General features: G+C 57.3%; 13 protein-coding genes. 9 read left to right on the top strand and 4 right to left on the bottom strand.

The window, feature by feature from the left end:
* Window positions 1–33 precede the first annotated feature (33 nt).
* Window positions 34–2,064, bottom strand: coding sequence for a UDP-N-acetylglucosamine 4,6-dehydratase (locus EH240_RS24785; protein ID WP_167484145.1), 2,031 nt, complete (start codon window positions 2,062–2,064; stop codon window positions 34–36).
* Between the two features lie 299 nt (window positions 2,065–2,363).
* Here EH240_RS24785 and EH240_RS24790 point away from each other — a divergent pair, with 299 nt between their 5' ends.
* The 9 genes from EH240_RS24790 to EH240_RS24830 all read left to right on the top strand — a co-directional run bounded on the left by EH240_RS24790 (window position 2,364) and on the right by EH240_RS24830 (window position 15,199).
* Window positions 2,364–3,794 (top strand): phosphomannomutase, encoded by a 1,431-nt coding sequence (locus tag EH240_RS24790; RefSeq protein WP_125003574.1) that lies wholly within the window; start codon window positions 2,364–2,366, stop codon window positions 3,792–3,794.
* Window positions 3,794–5,209, top strand: coding sequence for a mannose-1-phosphate guanylyltransferase/mannose-6-phosphate isomerase (locus EH240_RS24795; RefSeq protein ID WP_125003530.1), 1,416 nt, complete (start codon window positions 3,794–3,796; stop codon window positions 5,207–5,209). The genes EH240_RS24790 and EH240_RS24795 overlap by 1 nt, the downstream gene beginning before the upstream one ends.
* Window positions 5,210–5,291: 82 nt before the next feature.
* On the top strand, window positions 5,292–6,284 hold the full coding sequence (gmd, locus tag EH240_RS24800) for a GDP-mannose 4,6-dehydratase (RefSeq protein WP_125003532.1): 993 nt from the start codon (window positions 5,292–5,294) through the stop codon (window positions 6,282–6,284).
* A gap of 21 nt (window positions 6,285–6,305) precedes the next feature.
* Window positions 6,306–7,262, top strand: coding sequence for a GDP-mannose 4,6-dehydratase (locus EH240_RS24805; protein WP_125003534.1), 957 nt, complete (start codon window positions 6,306–6,308; stop codon window positions 7,260–7,262).
* A gap of 21 nt (window positions 7,263–7,283) precedes the next feature.
* On the top strand, window positions 7,284–8,069 hold the full coding sequence (locus EH240_RS24810) for an ABC transporter permease (RefSeq protein WP_125003535.1): 786 nt from the start codon (window positions 7,284–7,286) through the stop codon (window positions 8,067–8,069).
* A 2-nt stretch (window positions 8,070–8,071) separates the two neighbouring features.
* Window positions 8,072–9,307 (top strand): ABC transporter ATP-binding protein, encoded by a 1,236-nt coding sequence (locus EH240_RS24815; RefSeq protein ID WP_125003537.1) that lies wholly within the window; start codon window positions 8,072–8,074, stop codon window positions 9,305–9,307.
* Window positions 9,304–10,164 carry an FkbM family methyltransferase gene (locus EH240_RS24820; protein ID WP_125003539.1) on the top strand — a complete coding sequence of 287 codons (861 nt, stop codon included), beginning with the start codon at window positions 9,304–9,306 and terminating at the stop codon, window positions 10,162–10,164. Before EH240_RS24815 ends, EH240_RS24820 begins: the two co-directional genes overlap by 4 nt.
* The gene (locus EH240_RS24825) at window positions 10,164–11,561 is read left to right on the top strand and encodes an FkbM family methyltransferase (RefSeq protein WP_125003541.1); all 1,398 of its coding nucleotides are present in this window, start codon (window positions 10,164–10,166) and stop codon (window positions 11,559–11,561) included. The genes EH240_RS24820 and EH240_RS24825 overlap by 1 nt, the downstream gene beginning before the upstream one ends.
* A gap of 137 nt (window positions 11,562–11,698) precedes the next feature.
* The gene (locus EH240_RS24830; RefSeq protein ID WP_167484146.1) at window positions 11,699–15,199 is read left to right on the top strand and encodes a glycosyltransferase; all 3,501 of its coding nucleotides are present in this window, start codon (window positions 11,699–11,701) and stop codon (window positions 15,197–15,199) included.
* A gap of 170 nt (window positions 15,200–15,369) precedes the next feature.
* Here the strand turns inward: EH240_RS24830 and EH240_RS24835 are convergent, their stop codons facing one another.
* From EH240_RS24835 to EH240_RS24845, 3 genes are read right to left on the bottom strand one after another with little or no spacing between them, the layout of a single operon-like run.
* Window positions 15,370–17,133, bottom strand: coding sequence for a hypothetical protein (locus EH240_RS24835; protein WP_125003545.1), 1,764 nt, complete (start codon window positions 17,131–17,133; stop codon window positions 15,370–15,372).
* On the bottom strand, window positions 17,120–18,037 hold the full coding sequence (locus EH240_RS24840; protein WP_245436345.1) for a hypothetical protein: 918 nt from the start codon (window positions 18,035–18,037) through the stop codon (window positions 17,120–17,122). The genes EH240_RS24835 and EH240_RS24840 overlap by 14 nt, the downstream gene beginning before the upstream one ends.
* A complete protein-coding gene (locus EH240_RS24845; RefSeq protein ID WP_125003547.1) occupies window positions 17,998–18,639 on the bottom strand; it encodes a class I SAM-dependent methyltransferase in 642 nt (213 codons plus the stop codon). Before EH240_RS24845 ends, EH240_RS24840 begins: the two co-directional genes overlap by 40 nt.
* Window positions 18,640–18,643: the final 4 nt, after the last annotated feature.

The raw sequence follows: 18,643 nt of genomic DNA on the forward strand, positions 1-18,643 counted from the left end.
CCGAAACCGCTGCACACTTTCGGGAGACATGCTTTAGCCGACCTGCCCGGCCGTTTTCGGCACCGCCTGCTCGGGCGCGCCGCTTTGCTCCGCCCGGTAGAGCCCGGCCAGGATCGCAAGCGCCGCCGCCTTGTCCCGATCGCGCAATGCGGCTTGCAGCGCCGTCAGCGCGGCCTCGATCCGCGGCCACTCCACGACGTCGGTCCTGAGGCCGAAGATCTTGGCCGTATCGAGCTTGACGACCTCTTCGTTGTCGCCATGCAGCGCCTCGTGCAGCTTCTCACCAGGCCTGATGCCGGTGAAGCGGATCGGAATGTCGGTGTAGGGGCTCTTGCCGGCCATACGGATCATGGTTTCGGCGACTTCGAGGATCGGCACGGGCTGGCCCATGTCGAGCATGTAGATGGCGTAGTCGTCCCTGCCCTGGCGCTGCTCGGCATCGGCGGCCGACATGATGACGAGATCGACGGCCTCGGCCATGGTCATGAAATAGCGCGTCATCCGCCGGTCGGTGATAGTGACCGGCCCGCCGGCCTCGATCTGCGCCTGGAAGATGGTCGCCACCGAGCCGTTGGAGCCGAAGACATTGCCGAAGCGCACGGCGATGAATTTGGTGCCGGAATTGCGCAAGCCTGGGGCGCCGGCATGGTGGCCGTTCAGCCCCCCGGCATGGACAAGCGACGGCGCGGCTTGGGTTTCATGCAGCGAGGAGACGATCTGCTCGGCCGCCCGCTTGGTGACGCCGAGCACCGAACTCGGGTCGACGGCCTTGTCGCTGGAAATCAGCAAGAACTGCGGCACCCCGCATTCGGCGGCGACCTCGGCGCAGGCGAGCGTGCCGAAGACATTGGTCCCGATCGCCGCCTCCCAGTTCTCTTCCAGGAGCGGCACGTGCTTCAGCGCCGCGGCGTGAAAGATGATCGCAGGTTTGAACTCACTGACGAGGCGCAGCATGTGCGGCCGGTCGGTGACGTCGACGATGCGGCTGGTCAGCCGGTCGCGGTCGTTCTCGTCGATCAGCTGATCGAGCTGGAAAATGCCGAACTCGGAATTGTCGGCCACCAACACCGCCTCGGCGCCGAGCTCCAGCGAGCGCTTGACCAGGACGCGGCCGATGGAGCCGGCGCCGCCGGTGACCAGCACGCGCTTGCCGCCGACGAAGGCGCCGATGCGCGCGACGTCGGTGGCGACCGCCGAACGGCGCATGATGGTTTCCATCTCGACGGCATCGAGAACCAGCTTGCCGCCCTGCCCCAGTTCCGAAAGGCCGGAGAACTGGACGACGGCGATGCCGCTGTGGCGGGCGACGCGCACCAGCTCGGCATAGTCTTCGATCTCGCGCTCGACCCCCTTGCCGAAGATCAGGAGGTCGAGGTTTTCCGTGCCTTTGACATATTCTTCCAGCACCTCGACCAGCCGCGGCCTGAGCGCCACGACCGGAACGCCCTGGATCTGGGTGCCGAGCGGCGCATCGGCCTCGGTCGCCATGATGCCGGCGATGGCGTATTCGGCCGGCATGGCCGTGCGCGTGAAGCGCACGATCACGTCGGCCTCGCTCAGCCGGCCGATGAACAGCGCCTGCCTGATCGGCGCATCGCCGGCAGCGCGGCGCAGGATGCGCCAGGACGCGCCGTCGCGCAGGAAGCGATAGTAAAGCCTGGGCGCCGAGATGATGGTGAAGGAGACCAGGAAGAAGACGATGAACTGGCGCTCGTTGAGGCCGGAGACCGGCTGAAAAAAGGAGCGGAAGGCAATCGAGGCCAGATAGAGGACAATCGTCAGGCTGCCGCAGCCCTTCAGGATGCTGAAGAAATCGGGCGTGGAAGCAAAGCGCCAGACGGTGTTGTAGAGGCCGCAGGTGCGAAACAAAAAATGGGCTGCGAGCACGATGAGCACCCAGCAGGCCAGCCCGCCATAGGAGAACGCGTCGAAGGAAAGCCGCGACTGCGACAGGATAAGGCTGAGCGCCACCGCGACCAGGACCATGACAAGGTCCTGAACCATGATGATGGCGCGCCGCATCTTCGGTCTGAGGCCCGATACGGCTTCTACATATGCGGTCATTGGGTAGTACTGAACTCCAAGCGTAGGGATGCTACCAGAACGGCGTAGGACAAAACACCGTCCGCCGCCACTCCAGATTGCAAATCCCCAACCCCGTCACCCGGTTATCGCCTTAGCGCGGAGTTTGGAGGAGGGCTAGGGGGTTTTTGGGGGTCATTTTGAAAGTTTTATAAGAAACTTCTAAAATTCTCATGACGTCCCGCAAAAGAGGAAAGGCGAAGACGAGGCATTTTTTGAGGTTGACAGCGCAACCCACTGCAATAATACCGGCCAGCCTTTCCACCAGCAGAAGCGAAATGATGAGATTCGGGTCAAGCGGCGTTCGAGGTTTGGCTTCGGAATTGGTTGGCAGAGCCAGCGAACTATATACTGAGGCCTTTGCCTGGCGGTTGCTTTCCAGCGGGGTCCAGCCGAATAGTCCGATCTTCGTCGGTCGTGACTTGCGCGAGAGCAGCCCCACTATCGCCAACGACTGCATGGGGGCACTGGCTGCGAATGGATTTCAGCCGATCGATTGTGGCGTCATTCCCACGCCTGCCCTCGCCCTCTACGCCCGAAACCACGGTGCGGCGGCTCTCATGGTGACCGGGTCACATATTCCTGCCGATCGTAATGGCATCAAATTTTACAACCGCGACGGTGAAATCAACAAGGCGGACGAGGCCGCGATAACGCAATATGTCACCGAAAGACTAAATGTGCATGTCTCGCCACCGATCCCTCTAGGAACGAACTGGCCTATTCGCCATAACCAAGCCGTCGCCGCCTATCGGGAGCGCGCCGACAATTTGCTTGAGGCGAACTCTCTTTCCGGCATGAGACTTGGCGTCTACCAGCACAGCTCGGTTGCAGCAGAATTTTTGGTGGAAGTTCTTCAATTGTTCGGCGCCAGCGTGGTTGCCGTTGGGAAAACCGGAACCTTCGTGCCTGTCGATACTGAAGCTGTGGATCCCGACACGATTGCAAGGTTGAAAGGCTGGGTCCGCGAATTCGACCTCGACGCCATCGTGTCGACCGACGCGGACGCCGATCGGCCTCTTGTCGCAGACGAGAATGGCGATGTTTTCCGCGGCGAACTGATCGGGCTCGCCACGGCCCTGTTCCTGAAAGCGGATACCGTCGTGACGCCGGTGACCTCAAACTCAGGCATTTCGAAAGCATTTGGTTTCGAAGTCCGGAGGACGAAGGTCGGTTCTCCATTTGTCATCGAAGCCATGGAAGCATCGTACGGCGCCGGCGGCGTCGTCCTCGGTTTTGAGGCCAATGGCGGTGTTCTGCTGGGCTCGGATTGCACGGTGAACGGGAAGACGTTGAGCGCACTGCCGACGCGGGACTCGCTTCTGCCGATCCTGGCTGTACTCGGTACTATGACATCGACAAAAAAGAAGCTGTCCCAGCTGCGCGAGCTCTGGAAGCTTCCGGTATGCGCGAGTGACCGGCTCCAGAATTTCCCCACGGAAAGTTCGAGGAGATTGATGGATAACCTTGCAAACCGGGACTCGCTGCAGCAATTTCTCGCCCCGTTCGGGACAGTAGACGAAGTCGACGAAACCGACGGCCTCAGGGTGAGGATGCGCACAAATGAGATCATACATCTGCGGCCCTCCGGCAATGCCCCGGAATTGCGCTGCTATTCGGAAGCTTCGACCGAGAGCAGAGCCACGGCGATCGTCGCCTCGGTGCTGAAAAGGGCGCAGGCATTCGCGTCACAGACGATAGAGGGTATCTGATGAAAGTGGTTCCTGTCATCATCAGCGGCGGAGCCGGCTCGCGGCTGTGGCCTGCCTCCAGGCAATCGCACCCCAAGCCTTTCCTCAAGGTGGCGGACGGGCATTCGCTCATCCAGCACACCGTGTTGCGCGCGGCTTCGATAGTGGGGGCCGCCGAGCTCGTCACCGTGACCTCCAAGGATCATCTCTTCCTCACGAAAGACGATTTTGACGAGCTGGATTCCGTCGTGCTGCCGCGCACCTTCCTGCTCGAGCCGGAGGGCCGGGACACGGCCGCCGCTGTCGCCGCGGCGACCATCCACGCCAAGGCAACTCAGGGTCCGGATGCGATCCTGTGCATTTTTCCCGCGGACCACATGATCGGCGACCTGCCAGCCTTTCAGAGCGCCATGAGCCGGGCGATCGAGCATGCGCGGCAGGGGCGCATTGCAACCCTGGGTATAAATCCGGACAGGCCGGACACGGCGTTCGGCTATATCGAGGCCGATGGCGAAAAAGTCGTCCGTTTCGTCGAGAAGCCGGACGTCGAGACCGCCAAATCCTATGTCGCCGCCAAACGTTTCTTCTGGAACGCCGGTATCTTCTGCTTCAAGGCGCAGGTCATGCTCGATGAGATGGCCCTGCATTGCCCGGAGGTGATCGATGCCGTTCTCGGCAGCTACGAGAACGCCGCAATCATTGACGGCGAGCGCGTTGCCAGCATCGAGCTCTCGGCCAAGCATTTCGCCCTGGCTCCGCGCATCTCGCTCGACCGGGCGGTGATGGAAAAAGCGCATAATCTCGCCGTCGTTCCTTGCGAGATGGGGTGGAACGACATCGGTTCCTGGAACGCAATGGCCGAACTGATCCCTCCCGACGAGAGCGGGAACAGGATCCGCGGCGATGTCCATATAGTGGATACCGTCGACACCTACATAAGCTCGGACAAACGGGTCATCGGCACGGTTGGCGTCAGCGACCTGGTGATTGTCGATTCCCCCGATGCGCTGCTCGTCGCATCCCGCGATCGCGTCCAGGACGTCAAGAGACTGTTCGAGGGGCTCAAGGCTTCGGGACACGAAGCGCATCTGCTTCACAGCACGGTGCACCGGCCCTGGGGCACCTATACCGTGCTCGAGGAAGGCGAACGCTTCAAGATCAAGCGCATCGAGGTGAAGCCGGGCGGGCGCCTGAGCCTGCAGATGCACTACCATCGTTCGGAGCACTGGGTCGTGGTCAGCGGCACCGCCAAGATTGTCAACGGCGACCAGGAGCTGCTGCTGACCACCAACCAATCGACCTATATCCCGTGCGGCCACAAGCATCGGCTCGAGAATCCAGGCAATATCGGCCTGGTGATGATCGAGGTCCAAAGCGGCGAATATCTCGGCGAGGATGACATCGTGCGCTTCGACGACGTATACGGTCGCACCTGACGAATCACAGGCTCGCGGGGCTGGGGCGGGCAACTATCAATCACAGGCGCTTGGGGGAGCACCAGACACACCGAGAACATTGATGACAAAAACAGCTTTGATAACCGGCGTCACCGGACAAGACGGCGCCTACCTGGCGGAACTCCTGCTCTCCAAAGGCTACGAGGTCCACGGGCTCGCCAGGCGATCGAGCACCGCCGACGTGAACACCACGCGCCTGAAATGGCTGGGCATCGAGAAGGACGTCCGGATCGTCGATGGAAATCTGACGGATTTGTCGGGTCTCGCCCGAACCATTCGCGACGTAAGGCCGGACGAGGTCTACAACCTTGCCGCCCAGTCCTTCGTCAAATCATCCTGGCAGCAGCCGATCCTGACGGGGAACGTCACCGGCCTAGGCGTGACAAATGTTCTGGAGGCGCTGCGCCTGGAATCGCCGGAGGCCCGTTTCTACCAGGCCTCGTCGTCCGAAATGTACGGTCTCATCCAGGAACCCATGCAGTCGGAGACCACGCCCTTCCATCCCCGGTCTCCCTACGCGGTGGCGAAGCTCTACGGCCATTGGATAACTATCAACTATCGGGAGAGCTTCGGGATGCATGCCTCCAGCGGCATCCTGTTCAACCACGAGTCACCGCTTCGAGGCATTGAATTCGTGACCCGCAAGGTCACCGATGCGGTCGCGCGCATCAAGAAGGGGCTGGCCAGCGAATTGCGGCTCGGAAACATCGACGCCAAGCGCGATTGGGGCCACTCCAAGGACTATGTGCGCGCCATGTGGCTGATGCTGCAGCAGGACGAGCCGGATGACTACGTGGTGGCGACGGGCAGGACGACGACCGTGCGCGACATGTGCCGGATCGCGTTCGAGCATGTCGGGCTCAACATCGACGACCACCTTGTCATCGATCCCGACCTATTCAGGCCGGCGGAAGTCGAGATCCTGCTTGGCAATCCGGCAAAGGCCAAGCAGAAGCTCGGCTGGGAAGCGACGATCTCGCTGGAAGAGATGATCCGTGAAATGGTGGATGCCGATCTCGAACGCCACAGCAACCCCGCTGGACGCCGGTCTTGAGCAGAAAGCCGCTGTTGCCTCATGGCTGATACATTGACCCATCGCATCCTGATAACCGGGGCAAGCGGGTTCGTCGGCTCGGCACTGTTGCAGTTGCTAGAGCGGGACCATGGCGGATGCAAGGTGTTTGCGTTCGGTCACGGCCCAAAGCAGACAAACGCCATCGACCTGCAGGACCCGGAAGCCGTCGAGGCGGCCGTGCGTGAGGTCCGGCCGACCGCGGTCGTGCACCTGGCGGCGGTCGCGATGCCCGCCGATGCAAACAACGCGCCGCGGCATGCCTGGAACGTCAATGTCATGGGGACGATGAACCTCGCCGAATCCGTGATGCGCCATGCGCCGCGGGCGCGGTTCGTCTATGTCGGCAGTTCGGAAGCCTACGGCGCCTCGTTCCAGAGCATTGAAGGCCCGGTGACTGAGACAGCGCCGCTTCGGCCGACGACGGCTTACGGCGCCACCAAGGCGGCAGCGGATGTGATGATCGGCCAGATGGCCTATGACGGGCTGCGCGCCGTTCGCTTTCGGCCGTTCAACCACACCGGCCCGGGTCAGTCCGATACCTATGTGGTGCCAGCCTTCGCCCGCCAGGTTGCCGAGATCGTGTCGGGCAAGAGGGAGCCGGTCATCCACACCGGAAATCTCGATGCGGAGCGCGACTTCCTGGATGTCCGCGATGTCGTGCGCGCCTATGCGGGCGCGGCGACGCTGGACCTCGATGCCGATCCGGACCACGTCTACAATCTCGCATCCGGCCAACCTCGGAAGATCCGAACCATCCTCGATAAGCTGATCGCGCAGGCAGGCATCGATATCGAAGTGCGCATCGATCCGGCAAAGCTCCGCCCGAACGACACTCCATTGGCGTGGGGTGATGCATCAAAGGCACGCGACAGGCTGAACTGGGGGCCTCTGGTGCCATTCGAACAGACAATTGCCGATGTTTTCGGATATTGGCACCAGGTCTGCAACGTCCGCTGACGGCGCGCAAAGGTCAAATCTATGTTCCGAAGCCTCTGGCAATATCGCCATTTCATCTTCTCCTCCATCAGAGGCGAACTGAAGGGACGTTTCGTGCGGTCGCGTCTGGGCGGCCTGTGGTTCATCCTCCACCCGCTGGCGCAGGCGCTCATCTTCTCGATCGTCCTTTCAGAGGTCCTCAAGGCGCGGCTTCCGGATACGGACAGCCCCGCTGCCTATCCGATCTACCTTCTGTCCGGCATGGCGGCGTGGACGCTGTTCAGCGAAATTCTCACGCGCAGCATGACCGTCTTCATCGAACAAGCGCCGGTGATGAAGAAGATCGTTTTTCCGCGTTTGTGCCTGCCCATCATCGTTGGCGGCACGGCGCTGATCAACCACTTGCTGCTGTTGTGCGCCCTTTTCATCATCTTCATCTTCCTCGGGCATCTGCCAGGCCGTACTTTGATCCTGCTGCCGGTCGGAATCATCCTGATCGCGGCAATTGGCTTTGGCCTTGGTGTCATCCTCGGTGTGATGAACGTATTCATCCGCGATGTCGCTCAGGTCATGACAATCGTGCTGCAGCTCTGGTACTGGCTGACGCCGATTGTCTATCCGGCCAACGTCTTGCCGGAAAAGTACGCCTTTGTGCTCAATCTCAACCCGATCGTGCCGTTGGTGGCGCTGTATCAGGACGCACTGTTGTTCAACCGCTGGCCAAGTCCGGAAAGCCTGATCGTGCCGGCGGCCTTGGGACTGGTGAGCATGGGCTTTGCGATCGTGTTCTTTCGGCGCGCAAGCCCTGAACTCATTGACGTGTTGTAACCGTGACCGTGCTTTCCATCAGTCACCTTTCAAAACGCTATGCAACTTATGCAAGCAACCTGAAGAGATTTGCGGGTTGGTTCGGGGCACCGGTCCAACCCACCGAGGAGTTCTGGCCGGTCAGGGACATCTCTTTTTCCCTCTCGGCCGGAGAGGCGCTCGGGCTCATCGGGCAGAACGGCGCCGGCAAGAGCACCCTTCTGAAGCTGATCACTGGCACTGTGCGGCCGACCGAAGGGACCGCGCATGTCAGCGGCCGCATCAGTGCCATTCTGGAACTCGGGCTCGGTTTTAATCCCGAATTCACCGGACGCCAGAACGTCTACCATGCCGGCGGGCTGATGGGCCTTTCACAGGCGCGGCTGAGCGAACTGATGCCGCATATCGAGGACTTCGCCGAGATCGGGGAATTCTTCGATCAGCCGCTTCGCACCTATTCGAGCGGCATGCAGGCGCGCCTGGCCTTCGCCCTTGCCACCGCTGAACGGTCGGAGGTGCTGATCGTCGACGAGGTGCTTTCGGTTGGCGACAGCTATTTCCAGCACAAGAGCTTCGACCGGATACGCAGTTTCAGGGCCGCTGGTACCTCGATCATTCTCGTCACCCACAGCCTCGGCGACGTAAGAGCACTCTGCGACAGGGTGATCCTGCTGGACAAGGGGCATGTCCTGAAGGACGGGCAGCCCGATGAAGTGGCCGACTATTACAACGCCCTGATCGCGGCCAAGGAGAATAAGAAACTGATTGTCGAGCAGCGGCGAGAAAAAGACGGCTGGGCGTTCACCAGGTCTGGGACATTTCAGGTCAAGGCATCAACGCTGGAACTTCTCGACACGGAGAGCCGCGAACCTGTGACGGTTGCGCAAGTAGGACAGTCTCTGATGTTGAGGTTAGTGGCGATAGCAGAGGCGGATGTTTCCCGCCTGGTGCTGGGCTACATGCTGCGCGACCGCACCGGCCACGTCGTTTGGGGCACAAACACTTGGCACACGGACCAAGCCCTTCAAAATGTCAAGGAAGGCGAGGAGATTGAGTTCCAGCTGCCCTTCACCTGTACTTTGGGCCAAGGCTCATACTCCTTCTCGCTGTCTCTGGCCAGTTCAGACACACATCTGGAGAATAACTACGAGTGGCAGGACAATGCACTAGTCTTCGATGTGATAAATGCAACCCGTCCGTTTTTCACAGGGACGTCTGCGCTTGACGCACGGTTCGTTATACGGGGGGCTGCAGCGTGAACGAACTCGAACGGGCAATAATGACAAGCGGTTGCGCCGACTGCGATGGCATCGCGAAGGTACAGGAGGCAGGGCGCATCCAGGACACGCCGAATGGCCCGGTTCAGATCATGCACAACGGCTTGCGGGTAAAGGCGGGTGGATATCATGGTGACTGGATGGCACAAATCATCCGTGCGCTGCGGGGTCATCATGAGCCACAGGAAGAGCTGGTCTTTCATCATATTCTGCGGTACGTCCGCCACAATTCCCTGATCGTGGAGCTGGGCTCCTTTTGGTGCTACTATACCTTGTGGTATTTGCATGAAATCGCCAATGCGACGGCGATCTGCATCGAGCCGGATCCAAACAATCTTCAACTGGGCCGGGACAATGCAAGCTTGAACCGGTTGGAAAGTCGCATCAGCTTTCACAATGGCTGTGTCGGCGGTGAGAGCCTCGAAAGCCTTGAGCTGCGTTGTGAGTCGGACGGACGAATTCGCGCGTTGCCTTGTTTCGATATGGCTGCGGTGTCCAAGTTGGCGAATGAGAGGACTATCGAGATCCTGCACATGGACGTACAGGGGGCAGAGGTGCCTTTCATTCGCTCAATGGCAGCAGCGGTGGCAGGCAGGCAGGTGCGATTCGCGCTTGTGTCGACGCACCATAGCAGCATTTCCGGCTCGCGAACGACGCATGCCGATTGCAGGGAAGCGCTGCTGGATTTCGGAGCCGTCATTCTGGCCGAACATGATGTGCAGCAGTCCTACAGCGGCGATGGATTGATCGCGGCGAGTTTCTTTCCTGAGGACCGGCGCATCGAACTTCCGCCTGTGTCGCTGAACAAAGCTCATTTTTCACTGTTTCCTGAACTCTGATGATCACCTCATACGCGCAGAATTTCGAAGACGTCATACTGTGGCGCGCCCTCAATTCTGTTGAGCGCGGCTTCTATATCGACATCGGGGCTCAGGATCCGGTCGAGGATTCCGTAAGTCTGTCCTTTTACGAGCAAGGCTGGCGCGGGGTGCACGTCGAGCCTACCGCCGCCTATGCTGCCAAGATACGCAAAGCGCGTCCGGATGAGGAGGTGATTGAGGCAGCCGTCGGAACAGGCACAGGTCTCCTGACTCTCCATGAATTTCCGTGCACAGGCCTCAGTACCGGGGACCCTGCCATTGCCGAGCAGCATGTCGAAGCTGGATTCCAGATGAAAGAGATTTCGGTGCCGCTTGTCAGCCTCCAGGATCTCCTGGACCGTCACGCCGAGAGGGAGGTTCACTGGCTCAAGATCGATGTCGAGGGCATGGAATCTGCGGTTATTGAAAGCTGGGGGTGTTCCGCAGTGCGCCCTTGGATCGTGGTGGTGGAAAGCACCTTGCCGCTTTCGACGGAAAAGAGTCATGAGAAATGGCAACCTCATCTCAACGAGCTCGGTTATGAATTCGTCTATTTCGACGGTTTGAATCGCTTTTACGTCAGCGAAGAACATCCGGAGCTGAAAGATTCATTCGGACCGGGGCCGAACCATTTCGATCAGTTCGTTTTTCCGGCGTCCAGCACATCTGACATGCTTGCTCCGATGCGGCAGGAACTGGCTGCTAAACAAGTCTCCGTCGAGGAGCGTGATGCCGAAATTGCTCGCCTACACCAACACATAGCCGACGCAGACGCCGCGGCCACGGGGCAGTTGGCTGATAAACAAGCTGCTATTGAGGAGCGGGATGCTGAAATTGCTCGCCTCGTTTCCAAGGCATTGGAAAATAGCGACACTATATCAAATCTTAAATATGAGTTGTGGATAGAAACATCGCGCACTCACGAATGGTGGCTAAAGTCCGAAACGCAGCAAAGGCAAATTGAAGACATTTATCGGAGCAGATCATGGAAACTGATGGGACCATATCGCCGAACTGGTAGGGTATTGAAGCGAGTTATTGCTGGCATTAGTTTTCGCCTGAAGTCAAAGAGAACTTCTCTTGCTGTTCTTGCGATTCGCTTTGTTATGCAGCGACCCAGATTGAAAGCGTTTTTATCGGAACAACTAAGACGCCACCCCACTTTGTTCAATCGCTTCCGCGATTTCGCTATAGCCAGGATTGTCTCGGATAATCGCTCACGTAATACTTTTTTCGGATTTCCAAACTCTTCCAAGTCCTATTCGCCTCGACCCGGAACCAATCAGGGTATCGATGAGCGGATATTAAGGTCTTCTGATGCCAACAGGATTTTTCTGGCTCTTGAGCAGTCTTTAAAGAGAAGAAGAGAAGTCTAATGCGAATTGCTCTAGACCTACAGGGAGCGCAAACCGAAAGCCGATTTCGTGGGATTGGCCGCTATACCATCTCTCTCGCGGAAGCAATCTATCGAAACCGCGGGGATCATGAGGTATGCTTTATACTAAACGGAAATATGTCGGACTCGGTTGATCTTATATTTAATTCTCTGAGCAAGGTGGCACCGCATCACTCTTTTCACGTCTGGAACGGCCCCGATCGCCGCCTCGGTGACGACTGGTATGATATTGGCTGGCGAAAGTCAGCCTGCGAAAAGATATTTGAAGCCTTCACCGAGTCACTTCATGCGGATGTTGTCCACATAAGCAGCTTGTTTGAGGGTTTCAGCGATCATTCTGCATCCAGCATAGGTCAACTTTCGGGATCATCTCTGAAAGCAACTACTCTGTACGACTTGATCCCATATATTTATAGAGATATGTACCTTCCGTCCGGCGCACCTTCAGAGAACTTCTATTTGGAGAAAATAGATTACCTGAAGAAATCAGATATCTGCCTGGCGATATCCCAGTACACAGCCGACGAAGCTGTTTCACTCCTTTCTCTGGACAGGCAAAAAGTATTTAATATATCTGGATCAACTTCTGGTGAATTTAGAAAAATCGTCCAGTTTAATAAAAGTGACGCGGCCATAAAATTCTCATTGGACCGAGAATTAGTGCTGTATACGGGCGGCATCGACTTTCGTAAGAATATCGATCGGTTGTTTGGCGCGTTTGTCGCCCTCCCGACTCACATTCGTCGCCAGCATATCCTAGGAATCGTTGGCAAGACTGGGGAAATCCCAGCGATGCAAATAAAGGCCAAAGCTTACTCCTTGGGCCTAACCGACGAAGATTTCCGTCTCTTTGGATATGTGAGCGATCATGATCTTGTGGAGCTTTATAATATTTGCCGACTGTTTGTCTTTCCATCTTGGCACGAAGGCTTCGGCCTTCCTGCATTGGAGGCAATGAAATGTGGTGCCCCGACGATCGCCGCGGGAACAACAAGTATTCCAGAAGTGGTAGGTTGGGATAAAGCACTTTTCGACCCGATGGATGAACGGTCCATTTCCGACAAGATGCTGGCCGCTCTCACCGATGACGAGTTTCGCGCGGAACTGTCGCGGCGCGGATTGGACCGTGCGCGTTTATTTTCCTGGGATCAGTCCGCGGAAAAAGCGATCAGGGCATTCGAGAGCGCATTGAGCCAGTCAGACCGAACGGCAGTGAAAGGTGGGACCGACACCGGATATCGGGCTTTGATCGACTCCATTGCTTCAGTTGACGGAGCTACAGACGAAGACCTTCTGCGTACCGCAGAAGCTATAGAGGCCAGCTTCCGAGCTACAAAAAAGCGTGAAGCGTCTCTCGATTTGTCGAAAAAGCTAAAGTGGCGGGTCGAAGGTCCGTTCGACAGCAGCTATAGTTTGGCGCTACTCAATCGAGAAACGGCGCGCGCGCTATCGGAATTAGGTCATGATGTGGCGCTGTTCTCCACAGAGGGACCGGGCGACTTCCCGCCAAATCCACATTATCTGGGCCAGAATCCGGATCTCAATACTATGTGGATTCGATCCCAAGAGCTCGGGCAAAGGGATGTCGATGTAACCAGTCGCATTCTCTATCCGCCGCGCGTCGAGGACATGGTTAGTCCGATCAACATGCTCCACCACTATGCCTGGGAGGAATCCGGCTTCCCTCTCGAATGGGTGGAAGAGTTCAACAAGCATTTGCAGGCGATCACGTGTCTGTCGCCTCATGTGGAAAAAATTCTTATCGATCACGGCGTCACAGTGCCATTGTCGGTTTCCGGATGTGGCATCGACCATTGGGACCGTGTAGTCGCGGACCCAACATTTCAACTATCACCTGCCCACTTCAAGTTTCTGCACGTGTCGTCCTGCTTTCCCCGGAAAGGGGCCGACCTGTTGTTGGAAGCCTATGGAAGAGCCTTTTCGTCGCGGGACAATGTTGTCCTGATCATAAAGACATTCCCAAATCCACATAATGAGATTGACCGTTGGCTTCGAGAGGCTGTCGGCGACCGCACCGATTTTCCAAACGTTCAAATAATCATCGAGGACTTTGATAATTCGCGTCTAAAGGCACTGTATGAAGCGTGCGATGTGCTGGTAGCTCCAAGTCGTGCCGAGGGGTTTGGACTCCCTATGGCTGAAGCTATGATGTCAGGGCTCCCTGTGATTACGACAGCTTGGGGTGGGCAACTTGATTTTTGCAAACCGGAAATAGCTTGGCTAGTCGACTATCAATTCGAACGAACACAAACACATTTCGGCTTGAGTGATTCCGTTTGGGCCACTGCAGATATTAGTCACTTGGCCGATACGATGCGCGGCGTCTTCAAATTTCCGAAGGAGGAATTGACGCAGCGTGCCGCTCTCGGCCGGAAGAAACTCCTACGCGAATTTCGATGGACAGGAGTTGCTCAACGGCTTGTGGAAGCTGCGGGGGGATCCTCGGCCGGAAGAGAGCGGAAAGAGCCCTCGATCGGGTGGATGTCTACCTGGAAGAAAACCTGCGGTATTGCAGGGTACTCAGAGCACTTACTGGCAGAGTTTTCGAAGAGGCCAGTCATCTTTGGCACGACCGATTCAGCCGTCAATCTTCCGAATGAAAAAATATTTCGTTGCTGGTCAGAAGGCGGTAATTTGGACGCGGCATCCAGGTTAATTCACGAAAAACCGGTAGATGTGCTCGTTATCCAATTTAACTATGCCTTTTTTGACTTTAATGAGTTTTCTAAATTTGTCAAACAACAGGTAAATCGTGGAGTTATTGTTGTTGTTTCCCTTCATTCAACGCATGATCATCCTTCAACTCCCTTTAAAAAACTTAAATATATTTCTGAAGCTTTGTCGTGCTGCCATAGACTTCTCGTTCATTCTGTAGATGACATGAATCGTCTAAAGGACATCGGCTTAGTCGATAATGTCACACTGTTTCCACATGGGCTGATCGAGATGTCAGAAAGGCCCGCGCAGCATGTGTCTCACCGCGCCTCCAAACGGTCTTATGTCCTCGCCTCATATGGATTTTTTCTGCCTCACAAAGGGCTTCACACACTTATCCGAGCAATAGGCCTGCTTCGGAAGAATGGCGTTGATGTGAGACTCCGGATGGTGAACGCAGAGTACGCCAGTCCACAATCGCGTCAGCTTATTGATCAAGCACTCGAATTGATCAGCGATTTAGGACTGGATCAGCACGTGGAACTTCATACCAAGTTCCTGGATGACCAAGAAAGCCTCGCACTTTTGGCCGATGCCGATCTAATTGTTTTCCCTTACGAGAATACCGGCGAATCCTCGAGTGCGGCTGTTCGTCATGGAATCGCAGCCAAGCGGCCAGTGGCCGTTACACCGCTTCCGATTTTCGATGACGTTCGTGAAGCGGTATTTGAATTGCCGGGTCACGATCCGGACTCGATCTCGCTTGGAATTCGAAACCTTCTTGCCGAGCTTTCCACGAATTCTCACTTGGCCAGACAGAAAGCCAGTGATGCAGAGCGGTGGTGCGCGGCGCACCAACAAAAACGTTTGTCGGCGCGACTGGAGGGGATGCTTAAAGCACTTCACAACAAGCACCACCACGACAGCTGGTTCGGTTCGTGAATCGAACGAATCGACTCAAGACCCCGCTCACAGATGCAGCAACGGCGCAATTCTCTAGGTTCTGCCCGCGTTTGAATCGGCCAAACGCAGCCGCAGCCGCTGCGAGTGTTACATCTATCGATGCGGTATAGGAAACGTGGCCCGTCAACATTCGCTACCTGTCAGACCGCCTATCCAGCGGGGAGGCGTGTGTTAGGTCTGAGACGAATAAAGGCGAAATTCTCGGTGCGCGTAATGTCGACTACTCCGGATGATTGGAGTTCATCTACAAAGGGCTGCATTTCATCAACGTATTCGGGTAGATGCGGCCATTCATGCGCGGCCCATAGCAGATCCATATAGGGTATGACCGCGACGTCGGCGTCGCCCTTCTTAAGAAGTTGCAAAACGTTGCTTCCGAAGTCAGGCCCTGCCGCGCCCAGGTCAAACGCCCGCATTGTGTCGGGCCAACCCGCCATCGCAGTGGCGAGGTTCTTGTCACCGCCAATATTATAGGCCCGAACATTCAGTTTGCTGGCCATATAGTTGACGAAGAAATCATTTCGGAACGGCAGAAAGGCGACCTTCTCAGACGGACGAAAGACCGGTCGCAGGCTTTCAATGTAATCATCGATCCCGACGATCGCCCGCCTGGAGTCAGCATTGGCGGCCACGATAGCATGGGTCGGAATGTTAAGGGCGATACCAGCCAATATTATTGCAATTGTAAAGCCGGGCTGTACGCGATGACTTGCCACATGCAGTGCGAGCAACGCCCACGCTCCAAACATGCCAAGCGCCACCCAACGATAGCTGGCACGCATGTTGTTAAACCCGGGCAAATATGCCGACAGAACCTCCGTTCCGGTCCGCCATGGCGCATACTGGAGGGGCATTAAGGCGCCGACGCCTTCGGGCCTCAACACATTCAACTTGAATGACGGTCCCAAAGCCATATAGAAACCGCAAAGGGCAATAAGCAGGAACGCCACCTTCAGCCTGGCGTCCGACGATTTCGTTGCCAAGGAGTAAATCGCAGCGATTATTAAAATCAGTGCGAACGAGGCGTTAAATACTGAACCGTCGCCGAAATAGTTAATCTCTTGGCGAACTGCACTGATGCCGAAAAGATCAGGAAGCCACAGAATCCCGCGCGTAGGAACGAAGAAGAACTCTACGTTTGACCCAAAGGCGCGAAAGAAATCCAAATCCTCCCGCTCAAATACCACCTTTCCGATATAGCTCGCGTAAAATAAATAAGAAATTGCAAACCCAGATACCAAAATCGGCAAGCACTTGTATAATAATTCTGAACGATCTACCGAATTCAACACAAACACAACTAACAGCAGAACTGCCGTCCCCGAAGCGAACATCATGAAGCTGTAGCCATCCATGAAAACCGAGGACAAAGTGGCGGCGACAAACAAAATGGACGATGGCAGATCGCGCTGATAACGCACTAACCGCAACGCCGCGTAGAAGTACGCCGGCAAAAGCGCAATTCCGAGAGACGTCATAGAATAATCCGAGTGCTGCCATATGACAGGCACTGTAAGCCATAGCAGAGCGCACAGAAGCGAAATCCCACCCTTGCCTCCGATAAGGCGCACGAACCGATATGCGCCGTAAAAGGCGATGGCAAACCACATAGCGAATGCCAACGAATACGCGTCGGCGGGGGGAATGCCGATTTTTAGGAAAACCGCGGTTGGCAAGGCCGCAGCGAGTCCGAATGAGATCGGCGCGGGGTCGGGCAAGCCAAAATTTGTTGCATAAATCGAGAAACCGTTGGCGAAGGACTGCGCGAAACCCAGCATCCAGATAGCCTGGCCCGTCGTGGGCACCATCGCACCCGGAAGCGCGCCATTCACAAACAGTGCAAAAAGAAGCACAGTCGCGCCGAGTAAGCCAAAACCGACCTTGTAAAATGTGGTTCCGCTAGTTTCGTTCATTGCCCACCCGATAGATTCGACCGGCGACCAGCCCGCCGGCAAAAAAGAGAAGATCGCCCAGGACGGTGATCGTCCGCCCGATCACCACCGCCAGGAGAATGACCGGGCTGGAGCTGAGCCCGCCGAGCAAAAACAGCAGAACGGCCTCCCGGATGCCGAGGCCGGCGGGCGCGCCGGGGGTCACAAGCCCCACGAGCCATGCCAACACGTAGGCACCGGCTACCGCCGGATAGAGCGCGAAATCGTGAGGCCCGCCTGCAAGACCGAAGGCTGCCACAAACACAAGGCCCGAAAGCGTGAGAAAGCCTAAATAGAAGACAGCGGCAGCGCGGAAGACAGCGCCGCCGACGCGGCCAGCCAGCCAAAGCGCGACCGTCACCGTCGCAGCGAAAGAAATCCACCCGAGATAGTCCGGAGTGCCGACCAGCGGCAGCAGAAGCGGTACAAAGAGCGCTCCACCGACAACGAGGACGGCCAGTTCGTACGCGGTCGATTTGGCGAGCGGCCTGTTGCCGATGCCCGCGGCCACGCCGATCGCCTGCCGCCCCGCGAACTGGAAAATATTGCCGGGGACATATTTGGCAAGTTGCGAAATCGCATAGGCATCAATCGCCCAGAACCGAGAGACCGGGACACCGAGATAGCCCAGCAGCCGCCGCCAGCCAAGAGCCAGCAACAGGTTCGACGCTCCATACAGGCCGGCCAAGGCGGCTATCGCGGCATAGCCGCCAACTCCCAAGCTGTGAAAATCAATCTGCCCAGCGTAGTCATGGAGCCTGATCCCCACGAAAATGACGCCTGCCAGCCCAAGGAAAGCGCCAACGCGATGGAGCCATATCCTGGCGCTCGGGCTGAGCGCCATCGTCAGCGTCTTTTCTTCGACTTGCAGTGCAGCATGGTCCATGGCAGCGGCGCCAGAACCTCCACGACGTCGAAAAATTGCGATGCCAGTGAGACAATGCCGCGCTGCGACCAGTGCTGCAGATGGCCGGGCGTGTTCCCCAGCGCCGAGACATATTTCCCGCGCGCCAGATTGAGCGCGCGCCAAAGAGGCTCGCGCGGCACGCTGAGGATAAGGTCCGAAGTCGCGATGCGCTGCAGCGCGTGTAGCGCCCTTTGCGGTTCCTCGAGATGCTCCATCACCTCGCAGCAGACTATCAAGTCGGCACTGTCGCGTTCCGGTGCAACGTCGTAGATGCTGCGGACGGCGAAACGCTCAGGGTCCAGACCGCGCCCGCGAGCGTTCTCCTTTGCCATGCCAATCACCTGGGTGGAGAAGTCAGTGCCACGCGCGTCGATGTGCTGACCGAGCCAGCGCATGACCCAGTACCCTTCTCCGCATCCGACCTCGTGAATTGTGCCCGGGTTGGCCTTTGCCACCAGGCCAGACAAAGAGCTTTCAAACCCTTCTACCATCCGCCGGGCAATAGGGTTTCGCGTGCCATATTTGTCATAGGTGTTGCCTATGACGATACCATCCTCCGCTTGTCCACCGACTACCTTCATCCGC

The sequence above is a fragment of the Mesorhizobium tamadayense genome (assembly GCF_003863365.1).
In the GTDB taxonomy this organism is placed as follows: domain Bacteria; phylum Pseudomonadota; class Alphaproteobacteria; order Rhizobiales; family Rhizobiaceae; genus Mesorhizobium; species Mesorhizobium tamadayense.

Coding starts and splice junctions, on each gene's coding strand:
- gmd (WP_125003532.1), top strand. CDS start 5,292: ATGACAAAAACAGCTTTGATAACCGGCGTCACCGGACAAGACGGCGCC.
- EH240_RS24840 (WP_245436345.1), bottom strand. CDS start 18,037: ATGGACCATGCTGCACTGCAAGTCGAAGAAAAGACGCTGACGATGGCG.
- EH240_RS24825 (WP_125003541.1), top strand. CDS start 10,164: ATGATCACCTCATACGCGCAGAATTTCGAAGACGTCATACTGTGGCGC.
- EH240_RS24830 (WP_167484146.1), top strand. CDS start 11,699: ATGTCGGACTCGGTTGATCTTATATTTAATTCTCTGAGCAAGGTGGCA.
- EH240_RS24835 (WP_125003545.1), bottom strand. CDS start 17,133: ATGAACGAAACTAGCGGAACCACATTTTACAAGGTCGGTTTTGGCTTA.
- EH240_RS24785 (WP_167484145.1), bottom strand. CDS start 2,064: ATGACCGCATATGTAGAAGCCGTATCGGGCCTCAGACCGAAGATGCGG.
- EH240_RS24795 (WP_125003530.1), top strand. CDS start 3,794: ATGAAAGTGGTTCCTGTCATCATCAGCGGCGGAGCCGGCTCGCGGCTG.
- EH240_RS24805 (WP_125003534.1), top strand. CDS start 6,306: ATGGCTGATACATTGACCCATCGCATCCTGATAACCGGGGCAAGCGGG.
- EH240_RS24790 (WP_125003574.1), top strand. CDS start 2,364: ATGAGATTCGGGTCAAGCGGCGTTCGAGGTTTGGCTTCGGAATTGGTT.
- EH240_RS24845 (WP_125003547.1), bottom strand. CDS start 18,639: ATGAAGGTAGTCGGTGGACAAGCGGAGGATGGTATCGTCATAGGCAAC.
- EH240_RS24810 (WP_125003535.1), top strand. CDS start 7,284: ATGTTCCGAAGCCTCTGGCAATATCGCCATTTCATCTTCTCCTCCATC.